The organism is Achromobacter sp. CSND-B12 (genome assembly GCF_052906545.1).
Map to the genome: position 1 here is coordinate 3,159,588 of NZ_JBREGJ010000001.1, position 13,536 is coordinate 3,173,123.

Annotated in this window: 10 protein-coding genes; 3 read left to right on the forward strand and 7 right to left on the reverse strand. The window is 68.6% G+C overall.

Annotation, left to right across the window (positions count from 1 at the left end; genetic code table 11):
- Positions 1-395 precede the first annotated feature (395 nt).
- On the reverse strand, positions 396-923 hold the full coding sequence (locus tag ACUTAG_RS14855) for an SET domain-containing protein (protein ID WP_006389476.1): 528 nt from the start codon (positions 921-923) through the stop codon (positions 396-398).
- Positions 924-1,032: 109 nt separating this feature from the next.
- On the opposite strand from ACUTAG_RS14855, the gene ACUTAG_RS14860 reads away from it, so the two are divergent.
- A complete protein-coding gene (locus tag ACUTAG_RS14860) occupies positions 1,033-1,953 on the forward strand; it encodes a bestrophin family protein (RefSeq protein WP_020925721.1) in 921 nt (306 codons plus the stop codon).
- 133 nt (positions 1,954-2,086) lie between these two features.
- Here the strand turns inward: ACUTAG_RS14860 and ACUTAG_RS14865 are convergent, their stop codons facing one another.
- Positions 2,087-2,557 carry an Lrp/AsnC family transcriptional regulator gene (locus ACUTAG_RS14865; protein ID WP_148317879.1) on the reverse strand — a complete coding sequence of 157 codons (471 nt, stop codon included), beginning with the start codon at positions 2,555-2,557 and terminating at the stop codon, positions 2,087-2,089.
- A gap of 93 nt (positions 2,558-2,650) precedes the next feature.
- Between ACUTAG_RS14865 and ilvB the strand changes: the two genes are divergently transcribed.
- Complete coding sequence (gene ilvB / locus ACUTAG_RS14870; RefSeq protein WP_148317877.1) at positions 2,651-4,471, forward strand: biosynthetic-type acetolactate synthase large subunit; 1,821 nt, start codon at positions 2,651-2,653, stop codon at positions 4,469-4,471.
- Positions 4,472-4,576: 105 nt separating this feature from the next.
- On the opposite strand, the gene ACUTAG_RS14875 is transcribed toward ilvB, so the two are convergent.
- From ACUTAG_RS14875 to ACUTAG_RS14895, 5 genes are all read right to left on the reverse strand, one after another.
- On the reverse strand, positions 4,577-5,359 hold the full coding sequence (locus tag ACUTAG_RS14875; RefSeq protein WP_083325192.1) for an SDR family oxidoreductase: 783 nt from the start codon (positions 5,357-5,359) through the stop codon (positions 4,577-4,579).
- Between the two features lie 14 nt (positions 5,360-5,373).
- Positions 5,374-6,228, reverse strand: coding sequence for an ABC transporter permease (locus ACUTAG_RS14880; RefSeq protein ID WP_020925718.1), 855 nt, complete (start codon positions 6,226-6,228; stop codon positions 5,374-5,376).
- Positions 6,229-6,235: 7 nt separating this feature from the next.
- Entirely contained in the window at positions 6,236-7,006 is a 771-nt protein-coding gene (locus tag ACUTAG_RS14885) for an ABC transporter ATP-binding protein (protein WP_024067344.1), read from the reverse strand.
- Positions 7,006-8,064: an ABC transporter substrate-binding protein gene (locus tag ACUTAG_RS14890; RefSeq protein WP_148317875.1), complete on the reverse strand. Its 1,059-nt coding sequence runs from the start codon at positions 8,062-8,064 to the stop codon at positions 7,006-7,008. Before ACUTAG_RS14890 ends, ACUTAG_RS14885 begins: the two co-directional genes overlap by 1 nt.
- A 133-nt stretch (positions 8,065-8,197) precedes the next feature.
- Complete coding sequence (locus ACUTAG_RS14895) at positions 8,198-10,813, reverse strand: DNA topoisomerase III (protein ID WP_148317873.1); 2,616 nt, start codon at positions 10,811-10,813, stop codon at positions 8,198-8,200.
- A gap of 62 nt (positions 10,814-10,875) precedes the next feature.
- Between ACUTAG_RS14895 and ACUTAG_RS14900 the strand changes: the two genes are divergently transcribed.
- Positions 10,876-13,533, forward strand: coding sequence for a GDYXXLXY domain-containing protein (locus tag ACUTAG_RS14900; protein WP_024067347.1), 2,658 nt, complete (start codon positions 10,876-10,878; stop codon positions 13,531-13,533).
- Positions 13,534-13,536 lie beyond the last annotated feature (3 nt).

Here is a 13,536-nt window from a genome sequence, read left to right on the forward strand (position 1 = left end):
CATTGGAAGGTCGGTCTTTACCTGAGCGGCATTCCACCTTGCCACAGGTGCAGCCACGAAGACAGTTTCTTCGTCACGGGCGTCGTGAATGACGACTATTGGGCTTCAGATTCCCTCGGGCGCATCTACACGCCCCGCTCCCCCCAAGCCCCGCCACCCCCGGCTCGGCCGGTTGTCACTTCACGGGCGTGGGGCGGGTGGCTTGCTTGGCGTTTTGGCCAAGAGCCGGGCTGGGTCGGAGGGGCTTGCGGGGTCGCCAAAGGCGGCCGCGCGGGCGGCCTTCTTTGGCGTTTGGGTGTCTTGCGGCGGGGCGATGCCGGGCTGGCGTGGCTGGCGGCCGGGTGTTGGGCGAGCGCGGCCGTTGTGGCTGCGCTGTCGGCGCCCTCGCCGCTTGCTTACTTCGTGGTTTCCGGTTCCGCTGGCGCTTCGGCCTTTTTCTTTTTCTTCTTCTTTTCGGGCAGCGCCAGCATGGTGCCGCGGCACGGCGGGGTGCCGCAGAGGCATTTGTAGCCTTCTTTCAGGGCCTTGGTGATGCGGCCGTCCAGGACCAGGCCGTAGTCGTAGGAGAGTTCCGTGCCGCGCGGGATGTCCTGCAGCGCGACGATGTAGACGCGCTTGCCGTGCTTGCCTTCCTGGGCCTCGCAGTTGGGCTCACAGGAGTGGTTGATCCAGCGGGCGTCGTTGCCCTGGTCGCCGCCGTCGATGACGCGGCCGGAGCTGAGGGCGAAGAAGAAGGTGTGGAAGGGATCGTCGGGGTTGGTGGGGTGGCGACGGTCGGCTTCCTTGGCGCTGATGCGGGCGCCGCCGTACTCGATGATGCGGGTGCCCGCGGGAATCTTGCGGGCGGCGAAGACGCCGTTGCCATGCAGCTTGGAGCGGCGCACGACGTACCAGGGCTTGATGGGGGTGTCTTCGGAGGTCATTGAGTGGCGGCAGTGTGGCGGTGAGACGAAACAGAATTATATCGGCGCGCTTGTGACACGATGACAGGCGTATAGTGGGCGCCGCCTCGTTTCTTTGTTTACCCGCACCATGATTGTCCGTCCGCGTCCTTCCGCGCTGGGTTTGTTCTTTGTTTTGCGCGGTTCGATCATTCCCCGCATCTTCAGCCGCATCCTGGTCATTACGCTGCTGTCGTGCGTGGTGGTGTGGATGTACCACCGCCAATGGTTCTCGCCCACGCACCTGTCGGCGGTGCCATTCTCGCTGTTCGGGCTGGCGCTGTCGGTGTTCATGGGGTTTCGCAACAACGTCTGCTACGACCGCTGGTGGGAAGCGCGCAAGCAATGGGGCGACCTGATCGTGCAGGCGCGCAGCCTGGCACGCGAGAGCGCGGTGCTGCTGGCGGCCAGTACCGCCAATCCGGTGCAGGAAAGGCTGGTGCGGCGCTGCATCGGCTTCGGTTATGCGCTGGCGGCGCGGCTGCGCGACCAGGATGTACTGGCGGCCGTGCGGCCCTGGGTGCAGCCGGAGGAACTGGATACGCTGGCGGGCAATCGCAACGTGCCGGACGCGCTGCTGCTGGCGATCAACCGCGACCTGGCGGCCTGCCTGCGGCGCGGGGAATTGACCGACATCCTCTATCAGGCGCTGACCCAGCGCGTGGCGCAGTGCGCGGCAATCCAGGCGGCCTGTGAGCGCATCAAGTACACGCCGACGCCGTTTGCCTATTCGCTGCTGCTGCATCGCACGGCCTGGCTGTTCTGCCTGCTGCTGCCGTTCGGGCTGGTGGGCACGCTGGAATACCTGATGCCGGTGGCGGTCACCATCATCGCCTATACCTTCTTCGGGCTGGACGCGCTGGGCGACGAGCTGGAAGACCCGTTCGGCCTGGAGGAAAACGACCTGCCGCTGTCGGCGCTGGCGCGGGTGATCGAGATCGACCTGCTGGACGGGCTGGGCGTGCGGCCGTTGCCCGAGGCGCCGCAGCCGGTGGACTTCGTGCTGCGCTGACATCGCCACGGCGCCGCGCATGTGGCGCGCCTGGCGCGTGTCCGGGGCGCGGGATGCTTTGCCTTGGCTGGCCCCGGCGCGCCTGCGCGCCCACGGTTCGTTCGCGCCGGCTCCGCCGCCCGGCCGCGCCCGTTCAGGTCGTCGGCCCATTCAGCGGCAGCATGGTTTCCTTCAGGCGGCGCAATACGAAGCAGGATTTGCTGTGGCGGATGCCGGGGATGCGGTACAACTGCTCGCGCAGCAGCCGCTCGTAGTCGCGGGTGTCGCGCACGGCGATGCGGATGTAGTAGTCGTAGTCGCCCGACACCAGGAAGGCTTCCAGCACTTCCGGGATCTGCGCCAGCGCCCGCCCGAATTCATACAGCGTTTCTTCGCTGTGGCTTTCCAGCGTGACGTGGACGATGACCGTGTCCATGAACCCCAGGCTGGCCGGGTCGATGTCGACCGTGTAGCCACGGATCACGCCGGCCGTCTCCATGCGCTTGATCCGGTTCCAGCAGGGCGTGGACGACAGGCCGACCGCCGCGCCGATGTCGTTGAGGCTGGCGCGGGCGTTCTCTTGCAGCACGCGCAAAATCGCCAAGTCAAACTTGTCCAGGTTCATTTTCTTTGATTCCTCCGATCCAAAGATAAATTTACTGCGTTTGCCGGCAATGCGTGGAAAAGAAGATAAATATTCTCCCGGATTCCCAATAAGATGGATAGCATGAACGATCGCCTGCACCCCTCCGTCGCCGCCGCGCTTGCCGCCCCTGAAACTCCCCCCGCCAATGGGGCCAGGATTCTGCTGGAAACGCTGATTGCGCACGGCGTGGACACCGTGTTCGGCTATCCCGGCGGCGCCGTGCTGCCGCTGTACGACGCGCTCTATGCCGAGCCGCGCCTGCGCCACGTGCTGGTGCGCCACGAGCAGGCCGCGGTGCATGCCGCCGAGGGCTACGCCCGCACCACCGGCCGCACCGGCGTGGTGTTCGTGACCTCCGGCCCGGGCATGGCCAACACCACCTCGGGCCTGCTGGACGCCATGTGCGACTCGATCCCGGTGCTGTGCATCAGCGGCCAGGTCGCCACCAGCGCCATCGGCACCGACGCCTTCCAGGAATGCGACGCCATCGGCATCTCGCGCTCCGTGACCAAGTGGAACACCCAGGTGCGGTCGGTGGACGACGTCGCCGCCGTCACCGCCCGCGCCTTCGAACTGACGTGCCAGGGCCGGCCCGGCCCGGTGCTGCTGGACTTCCCCAAGGACGTGCAGCTGGCCGTGCCGCGCGACGCGGACGGCGACGACTACACCCCGTCGCAGCAGAAGCTGGCGGCGCTGCGCGCGCGGCGCCAGTCGGGCAAGCTGGCGCCCAAGCTGCCGCAGTCGGCGGTGCGCCGCGCCGCCGCGCTGATCGCCCAGGCCAAGCGCCCCATCTTCTACGGCGGCGGCGGGCTGGTGAACGCGGGCCCCGAGGCCTGCGCCGCCTTCACCGAGCTGGTGCGCGCCAGCGGCGCGCCCTGCACCCTGACGCTGATGGGCCTGGGGGCGTTCCCCGCCTCCGACCCGCAATTCGTCGGCATGCTCGGCATGCACGGCACCGTCGAGGCCAACCTGGCCATGCACAACGCCGACCTGGTGGTCTGCATCGGCGCCCGCTTCGACGACCGCATCACCGGCAAGCTGTCCGAGTTCTGCCCGCATGCGCGGAAGATCCACATCGACATCGACCCCGCTTCCATCAACAAGGTGGTGCGGGTGGACGTGGCCCTGGTGGGCGACTGCCTGCCGCTGGTGCGCGCCCTGCAGGCCGAGCTGACCGAGCCGCTGGACCCGGCGCGGCTGGCGCCGTGGTGGGCGCGGGTGCAGGCCTGGCGTGCCCAGGACTGCCTGGGCTACACCCCGGCGGCCGATGCCATTCTGCCGCAGCACCTGATGTCGCGCCTGAACGCGGCGCTGGCCGGGCGCGACGCCATCGTCTCGACCGACGTCGGCCAGCACCAGATGTGGGCCGCGCAGTACCTGCGCTTCGACCAGCCGTACCGCTGGCTGACGTCCGGCGGCGCCGGCACCATGGGCTACGGCGTGCCGGCCGCCATCGGCGCGCAGGTCGCGCATCCGGACAAGACCGTGGTGTGCGTCAGCGGCGACGCCTCGGTGCTGATGAACATCCAGGAACTGTCCACCGCCATGCAGCACCAGGCGCCGGTCAAGGTCGTGCTGTGCAACAACGGCTACATGGGCATGGTGCGCCAGTGGCAGGAACTGATCCACGGCGGCCGCTACAGCCACAGCTACAACGCCTCGCTGCCCGACTTCGTGGCGCTGGCGCGGGCCTTTGGCTGGGGCGCGGCGCGGGTCGAGGACCCGGCGCAACTGGACGCGGCGCTGGCCGAATGCCTGGCGCACGACGGCCCCTACTTCCTCGACGTGGCGGTGACGGCGCAGGAGAACTGCTTTCCCATGATGCCGGCCGGCCATGGCCACCACAAGATGATGCTGGCCGAAGGCGTCTGGTACCAGGACGAGACGACCTGAGCCGGCGGCGATTGCCGGGCAGGCGGACATCCCTGCCGGGACCGCCGGAGTGATGAAGGGGCCCTTTGCGGGCCCCTTCGTTTTTGCCGCACGGCCAGCGCGCCGTCAGAACTGGATCGACAGGCCGCCGTCCACCACCAGCACGTGTCCGTTCACGTACGACGCCGCCTTCGACGCCAGGAACACCGCCGCGCCGGCGATCTCCTCCGGCTCGCCCCAGCGCCCGGTCGGGTTGCGCGCCGCGATGCGCGGGCCGACGGCGGGGTCGGCCACCATCTCGGCATTGGTCTCGGTGGCAAAGGTGCCCGGCGCGATGGCGTTGCTGGTGATGCCGCGCCCGCCGAACTCCGCCGCCAGCGCCCGCACCATGCCGGTCAGGCCCTGCTTGGCGGCCGGATAGACCGCGTCGCCAGCACGCGCCAGCTCGCCCACCACGGAGGTGATGGCGATCAGGCGGCCGCCGCCCTGGCGCGCCATGCGTTCGGCGGCATGCTTGGCCAGCAGGATGCCTGCCACCAGGTCGGTGTCGATCAGCTCGCGGATCTCGGCGGCGCTGGTGTCGGCCAGCGTCTTGCGGTTGCGCGCGCCGACGTTGTTCACCAGGATGTCCAGGCGGCCGTGTTCGGTGTCGATGCGTGCGAACGCCCGCGACATGGCGGCATCGTCGCTGACGTCGAAGGCCAGCGCGTGCGCGTCCAGGCCGTCGCCGCGCAACGCGGCGGCGGTGCTTTCCGCGGCCTGCTCGTTGCGGCCGTTGATCAGCACGCGCGCGCCGCTGCCGGCCAGCGCGCGGGCGATACAGAAGCCCAGCCCGCGGGCCGAGCCGGTCACCAGCGCGACCTGGCCGCTCAGGTCGAAGTTGCGCAGATAGGGCAAGGAAGTCGTCATGGTTGCGGCTCGGTTCATTCGCGGAATTCGGGCGCCCAGTGCAGCAGCCGCCGTTCCAGCCAGGTGACGCAGTACACCAGCGCGATGCCGACGATGGACAGCAGCGTGACCGCCGCGAACATGTCGGTGGCGTTCAGTGTAGCCAGCGCGGTGATCATCAGGTAGCCCATGCCGGTGGTGGAGCCGACGAACTCGGCCAGCACCACGCCGATCAGCGCGAAGCTGATGGCGTTGGGCAGCGCGGCGAAGGTCCAGGCGGCGGCGGTCGGGATGCGCACGCGCCACAGGATCTGGCGCGGCGACCCGCCCAGCGTGCGGCAGAAGTCCACCAACTCGCGCTCGACGCTGCGCCCGCCCTTGTAGGTGTTGAAGAACACCAGGAAGAACACCACGAACCATGACGTCACCACTTTGGACGCCAGCCCCAGCCCGAAGAACATGGTGATGAGCGGCACGAAGGCGATGCGCGGCATCGAGTTGAAGGCCACGATGAACGGGTTGAACACGTCCGCCAGGAAGCGGCTGCGGCTGAGCGTCATGCCCACCAGGAAGCCGCTGCCCACGCCCACCACCAGCCCGACCAGCGTGGCCTGCAGCGTCAGCCACAGATGCGGCCAGACCGAACGCGGCCCGGGCTGCAGCCATTCCCATAGCCGCACCGCCACGCGCGACGGCTGGCTGATGAAGAACGGGTCGAACAGCGTGTTCTGGGTGAACCACGGGATGCGCGTCAGCGTTTCCCAGGAGCCGAGGATGAGGGCCAGGATCAGCACCTGCCACAAGGTGATGCGCAGGCGACGCCGCGCGCTGGCGCGCCGGTCCAGCCGCAGCTGGTCCTGCAGGGTATCGGTCAATTCGGGAGCGGTCATGGCGGAATCAGGCGGCGGCGCGGAACTGCTGGCCCAGCACGCTCCAGAGGCTTTGCACGTGGGTGACGAACTGCGGCGTCTCGCGCAGGGTGAAGACGTCGCGCGGATGCGGGATGGCGATGCGCTCGTCCAGCAGCACGCGGCTGGGCGGGCCCGACAGCACCACCACGCGATCCGACAGCAGGATGGCCTCGTCCAGGTCGTGCGTGACCAGCACCACGGTCTGGCCCAGCTTGCGCCAGATCTCCATCAGCTCGCGGTGCAGGTGGGTCTTGGTGTGCGTGTCCAGCGCGCCGAACGGCTCGTCCAGCAACAGGATGCGCGGCTCCACCGCCAGGCTCATCAGCAGCGCCACGCGCCGCCGCATGCCGCCCGAGAGCTGGTGCGGAAAGGCGTCGGCAAAGGCCGTCAGGTGGCCCAGCTCCAGCAGCTCGGCCACCCGGCTGGCGATGCGCGCGGCCGGCACGCCCTGGAACTTCAGGCCCAGCGCCACGTTCTTCCTGACGCTGAACCACGGCAGCAGCGTGTCCTTCTGGAAGATGTAGCCCAGCGCCGGCGGCACCTGGCCGTCGACCCCCCGTCCGTCCACCACGATGCGGCCGGTGGTGGGCGGCAGGAAGCCGGCGATCATGTTCAGCAGCGTGCTCTTGCCGCAGCCCGAGGGGCCGACGATCGACACGAACTCGCCCGCCGCGATCTCCAGGCTGACCTCGCCCACCGCGTGGGTGGCGCCCTGGCGCGTCTGGTAGGCCTTGCCCACTCGGTCCAGCGTGATCATCACAGCCCTCGCGCTTTGCGCACGAAGCTCATGTCGACGCACTTGGCGTAGGGCACCGTCTTGATCTCGTCGTTCGAGAACTGGCGGCCGTCGCCCATGATCGCGGTCATGCGGTCGTAGGCGTCCTGGGTGATGAGGTTGTCCTCCAGGAACACGGTTTCCTTGTACACGCCCAGCGTCTTCTCGATGGCGGCGCGCGGGAAGGCGTTCAGGTAATCGTCGTAGATCGCGTCGGCGATCTCGGCGGCGCTGTGGGCCGTGATGAAGTCCTGTGCCTTCACCAGGCCGGTGACGAAGGCCTGCACGGTCTCCGGCCGCTTCTCGATGGTGTCTTGCAGCGTCAACGCGGCGATGCCCGGCACGTCGCCGCCCATGAATTCGTTCCACGAGGCCTCGGTGGTGGCGTCGAAGATCGGCACGCCCCAGCCTTCCTGCCGGGCCTGCTCCATCATCGACATGGTGGCCATGCTGGCGGCCACCGAGCCGGTCTTGAGCGCGCCCAGCATGGTGGCCAGGTCGCTCAGGGGGCGGATGTCGACCTTGTCGGCCACGCCGGCCTTCTGCATCAGGTACAGCGCCATCAGCCAGGTGCTGGACTGCGGCTGGGTCGCGCCCACGCGCTTGCCGGCCAGGTCCTTGAGCGACTTGATCTTGCCGCTGTCGAAATCCTCGCGCCGCACGATGACGTTGGCGTAGGTCAGCTTGCGGTCGAAGCCGAACACCAGGGTGGCCGGCTTGCCGGCCAGCGTCAGGGCCGGCGCGGCGGTGGCCGCGGTGGCGCCGAAGGCGATCTGGCCGGCCGCCAGCAACTGGTTGGTGCGCGGGCCGCTCTGCGAATTCAGGTATTCGACCTCCAGCCCCGCTTCGCCGAAATAGCCCTTTTTGAGCGCCACGTAGCCGGCCGCGAAGAACGGGTCGATGCTGCCCTGCCCGTAGACCACGCGGCCCAGCTTGGGCTGCGCGAAGGCGACACGGCCGCCGATCAGGGTGACGCCGGCCAGCGCCCCGGTAGCGGCCAGCATGCGGCGGCGGGTGGTGAAGTGGGGGCTCGTGCTCATGTCTTCCTCGGTCTCGATCGGGTGTGGTTGTTTGGCGTCAACAATACCGCAGCGGCGCCTGCCGTCCAACAATGGAAAACGCCCGGTTGCCCGGGCGTTCTCGTCGTGCCACGCAAGTGTAGACCGTGGCGGCTTATGCCGCGGTCTTCTTGGGCGCGGCCTTCTTCACGGCTTTCTTGGCGGCGGTCTTGGTGGCGGTCTTCTTCACCGCGGCCTTCTTGGCCGGCGCCTTCTTCGCCGCCGTCTTGGTGGCGGCGCCGGCGGTCTTGGCCGGGGCGCGGCCGCGGCCGGGTTTCTCCGGACGCGGTTCGAACTCGAAGCCGATCTTGCCGTCGGGCTGGCGCACCAGGAAAGCCTTGAACTTGCGGTTGGTGCGGCTGGACACGAAGCCGTCGAGCAGGTCGGTGCGGCCGTCGGTCAGCAGCTTTTCCATCTGCTCGCGCGAGATTTCCTGCTGCAGGATGACCTTGCCCGAGCGGAAGTCGCAGCTCTTTTCAGGGCCCACCGACTTCTCGCAGACGTAGCTCATGCCGTGTTCGAACACGCGCGACTGGCACTTGGGGCAGGTGCCCACCGGCGTGTGGCCGGAGAAGTCCACCGCCTCGTTGTCGTCCTCGTCGTTCTGGCCGAAGTCGAATTCCAGCTTGTACTCGTCGCTGATGCGCAGGATGGCGGCGAACGGCCGGCCCATCTTGCTGATGAAGCCCTGCAGCGGACCGATCTCGCGCTTGGCCAGCAGTTCCTCGACTTCCGGCAGCTCGAAGGTGCGGCCGCCCGGATGCTTGCCGATCGAGAAGTCGCAGTTGGTGCAGGCGTAGCGGCGGTAGTTTTCCTTGACCACCCCGCCGCACTTGGGGCACGGCGTCTGCAGCGTGGCGTAGTCGCCGGGCACCGTGTCGCGCTCGTATTCCTTGGCGCGCTTGACGATCACCTGCGTCATCTGGGCGATCTCGCGCATGAAGGCCTGGCGGTCCAGCGCGCCCTGCTCGATCTGCTTGAGCTTGTGTTCCCATTCGCCGGTCAGCTCGGGCGAGGTCAGTTCCGACACGTCCAGGCCCGACAGCAGCGTCATCAGCTGGCGCGCCTTGGCGGTCGGCACCAGGTCGCGGCCCTCGCGGCGCAGGTAGACCTCGTTGAGCAGGCCTTCGATGATGGCCGCGCGCGTGGCCGGCGTGCCCAGGCCGCGCTCGGACATGGCCTCGCGCAGTTCCTCGTCGTCCACCAGCTTGCCGGCGCCTTCCATGGCCGACAGCAGCGTGCCTTCGTTAAAGCGCGCCGGCGGCTTGGTGGTCAGGCCCACGGCTTCGACGTCCTCGGTGCGGACGGTCTCGCCGTCGCCCACCGGCACCAGGTTGGCGTCCTCGCCCTGGGCCTCCTTGCCGTACACGGCCAGCCAGCCCGGATTGACCAGCACCTTGCCGTCGGTGCGGAAGCGATGCCCCTGCACCTCGGTCATGCGGGTGGTGACGCGGTATTCGGCGGCCGGGAAGAACACGGCCAGGAAGCGCTTGAGCACCAGGTCGTAGAGCTTGGCCTCGGCCTCGCTCAGGTCATGCGGGATCTGCAGCGTCGGGATGATGGCAAAGTGGTCCGACACCTTCTTGTTGTCGAAGATGCGGCGGTTCGGCTTGACCCAGTGCTGGCTGACCACGGTCTCGGCATGGCGCGACAGCCCGCCGACGGCGTTCGAGCCGCCCTTGGCCAGCGCGCGCATGGTTTCCTGCACCGTGCCGATGTAGTCCTCGGGCAGGTAGCGCGAGTCGGTACGCGGATAGGTCAGCGCCTTGTGGCGTTCGTACAGGGTCTGGGCCAGGGCCAGGGTGGTCTTGGCCGAGAAGCCGAAGCGGCCGTTGGCCTCGCGCTGCAGCGAGGTCAGGTCGTACAGGGCCGGCGACATCTGGGTCGACGGCTTGGATTCCTCGGTCACGCTGCCCGGCTGGTCGCGGCAGGCGGCCACCACGCTCTGGGCGGCGGCCTGCGACCACAGGCGCGATTCGCGCTTCTCGGGGTCGCGCTCGTCCTTCTTGAAGTCCGGGTCGATCCAGCGGCCTTCGTACAGGCCGGCGGCGGCCACGAACGTGGCGCGCACTTCCCAGTAGTCGCGCGGCACGAAGCGGCGGATGCGTTCCTCGCGCTCGGCCACGATGGCCAGCGTGGGGGTCTGCACCCGGCCCACCGGCGTCTTGAAGAAGCCGCCGTCCTTGCTGTTGAAGGCGGTCATGGCGCGGGTGCCGTTGATGCCCACCAGCCAGTCGGCCTCGGCGCGCGAGCGGGCGGCGGCCTCCAGCGGCTTGAGCTGGCTGTCGTCGCGCAGGTTGGCGAAGGCCTCGCGGATGGCGGCCTGGGTCATGGATTGCAGCCACAGGCGCTGGATCGGCTTTTTCACGCCCGCATACTGAATGATGTAGCGGAAGATCAGTTCGCCCTCGCGCCCCGCGTCACAGGCGTTGATGATGGCATCGACGTCCTTGCGCTTGGCCAGGCGCACCAGCAGCTTGAGGCGCTCGGCGGATTTCTTGTCGGTCGGCCCCAGCTCGAATTCAGGCGGAATTACGGGCAGGTGCGTGAAGCTCCATTTCCCCTTGACCGGATCGTTGGGCGCGACCAAGCTAAGCAAATGCCCGATGCTGGACGCCAGTACGTAACGTTCGCTTTCAAAATAGTCGCCCTCGCGCGCAAAGCCTCCCAAGGCGCGTGATATATCAAGGGCCACCGAGGGCTTCTCGGCAATAATCAGCGTTTTATTCATGTGTATCCAGTGGCGGCAGTCCCGCCGTAGTAGCGCGGATAATAAGATCGGAGTTTCGCGAGATGCAAGTCGGCATTGAACGGCAAGTGGGATCGGAACTTCACGCATGGCGTCAATTCCTGGCGCGCAGCACCCTCTGGCTGGGGGTCCTGCTGCTCGGCAGCGCCGCCATCTGCTGGGTCGCGGCGAACTGGCAGGACATGACAAAAATCCAGCGTTTCGCCGGCACGCAGGGCCTGCTGGCCCTGACCGCGCTGGCGGCCGCCTGGACCGGTTTGCGCCTGCGCGCCACCCCTGGCGTGCGCCGCAGCATTCCCGGCGCGCTGCTGGCCCTGGCCGGCATCCTGCTCGGCGCCCTGCTCGCGTTATTAGGCCAAACTTACCAGACTGGCGCCGATACCTGGGAATTGTTCGCCTGGTGGGCGGTCCTGCTGCTGCCGTGGGCATTGGTGGCGGCCAGCCAGGCCGTCTGGCTGCTGTGGGCGCTGGTGACCAACGTCGCTCTGGTCCTGTGGCTGGGCGAGCGCGCCTTCACCTGGTGGCTGATCTTCGGCGGCCCCCAGGTCGCCAGCCTGATCGTGGCCGCCTGGAACCTGCTGTTGTTGCTGGGCTGGGAACTGGCGGCGCGCCGCTGGCGCGCCAGCACCTTGGTCGGACCGCGGGTCCTGGCGGCGCTGGTGATCAGCCCGCTGGTGACGGCGCTGGTGTTCGGCCCGATGGTGACGGTGCTGGTGATCGGCGACGCCATGTCGCGCGGCCTGGGCTCCATCAACAGCCTGGCCTGGATCGCGGTGACGCTGGGCCTGGGTTTCTATTACCAGCGCGGCCGCCGCGACCTGGTCATCCTGGCGATGCTGGTGGCCGGCGTCATCTGCGTGTCGCTGCGGATAGTAGGCGAATGGCTGCTGCGGCTGGAACCCGGCATCTGGGCGGCCCTGCCGCTGGCGGCGCTGCTGATGGCCGAGGCCGTCTGGGCCGCGCGCTGGCTGCGCGGACTGGCCGCGGGGCCGAAGGCGGCCGTCGCGGCCCCGGCCGATGCCGAGCCGGCCGCCGCCTCGGCCGGCAACGCGGTCGATCCCGGCGAGGCCGGCGAACCCGTGGCGCAACTGGCGCCGCCCGCCGTGCCGCACACCGAGCCGCCCTGGTACGTGCAGTGCATCCTCGCGCTGAGCGCCTGGCTGTCGACGCTGTTGCTGCTGGCGTTCGTGGCTTTCTCCGGCATGATCAATTCAGAGGAAGGCGCGCTGGTGGCCGGCCTGGTGCTGTGCGCCGCCGGCGTGGCGGTGCTGCGCAGCGACGCCGGCCCGTTCTGGCGCCAGTGCGGCACGGCCATGGCCTTCGCCGGCCAGATCCTCATCATCTACGGCATGTCCAGTTCGACCTCGTTCGCCAGCGCCTGCCTGTTCGTGCTGCTGATGGCCACGGCGGTCTACGTGCTGGGGCCGGACGTGATCCTGCGCTTCCTGAGCGGCGGCCTGATCGCCCTGGCCGGCGCCGGCCTGATCTGGCGCGTCCTGGCGCCTGAGCTGCTGCGCGACGATCTGCTGGACGCCCTGCTGGACTTCGACATGGCCCGCGCCGCCTTCGTCTGGCTGCCGATCGCGGTGACCGGCGCGTGGGCCACGGCGGTGATCCTGACCCTGGCGCACCGGTGGGGCGGCAAGCGCGGCCATGCGCTGCAACCGCTGGCCTGGGCCTTCCTGCTGTCGGTGCAGGGCATGGTGTGGCTGGCCAGCGGACTGTCGGTGCTGCAACTGCCGGCCATGTGGCAACTGCACGCGCAGACCGCCGTGCTGGTATGCGCGGGCGCGTTGCTGCCAGCGGCGGCGGCGATGGCGGTGCTGTGGCCGCGCCGCCATGTGCTGACGGGCGGCGTCACCTGGGGCGTGCCCATCGCCCTGCTGTTGCTGGCGCTGTTCTGGCTGCCCAGCCCCGGGGTCGGTTTCGCGCTGGCCTGGCTGCTGCTGGGCTTCGGCCTGAACCAGTTGGGCGTGACCTTGTTCGGCGTGCTGAGCCTGCTGGCCTATCTGGGCGTCTATTACTACCAGCTCGACGTGCCGCTGTTGCAGAAGGCGCTGTGGCTGGGCGGCGGCGCCGTGCTGCTGTTCGTGCTGCGGGTGCTGGTGTGGCTGGTGCCGCGCTTGATGCGCACCCAGGACCCGTCGCGCCGCGCGCCGCTGCCGCCGGTCTCGCCGGCCCTGCGCTGGCGCACCCTGGCGATCCTGGGCGGCCTGGCACTGGTGCTGGTGGTGGCCAACGGCAGTATCTGGCAGCGCGAAAAGCTGCTGGCCAGCGGCAAGCCGGTGATCCTGGAACTGGCGCCGGTCGACCCGCGTTCCCTGATGCAGGGCGACTACATGGCGCTCAACTTCGCCGCCGGGCGCGAGGTCACGCGGCTGCGGCTGGGCGGCGAGCGCCCGGACACGGAGGATTCCGTCATGGGCGAAGCATCCGATGGCTACGTGATGCTGACGGTCGATTCGCGCGGCGTGTACCAGCCCGTGCGCATCCAGACCGACGCCACGCCGCATGCCGACGACGAAGTGCCGCTGCGCTACCGAGTGCGCGACAACCAGGTGCGCATCGTCACCAACGCCTATTTCTTCCCCGAGGGCCAGGCCAAGCGCTATGAAGTCGCCAAGTTCGGTGAACTGCGCGTGGCCGAGAACGGCGAGGCCCTGTTGGTGCGCATGCTGGGCGAGGATTTGCAGCCGTTATAGGAA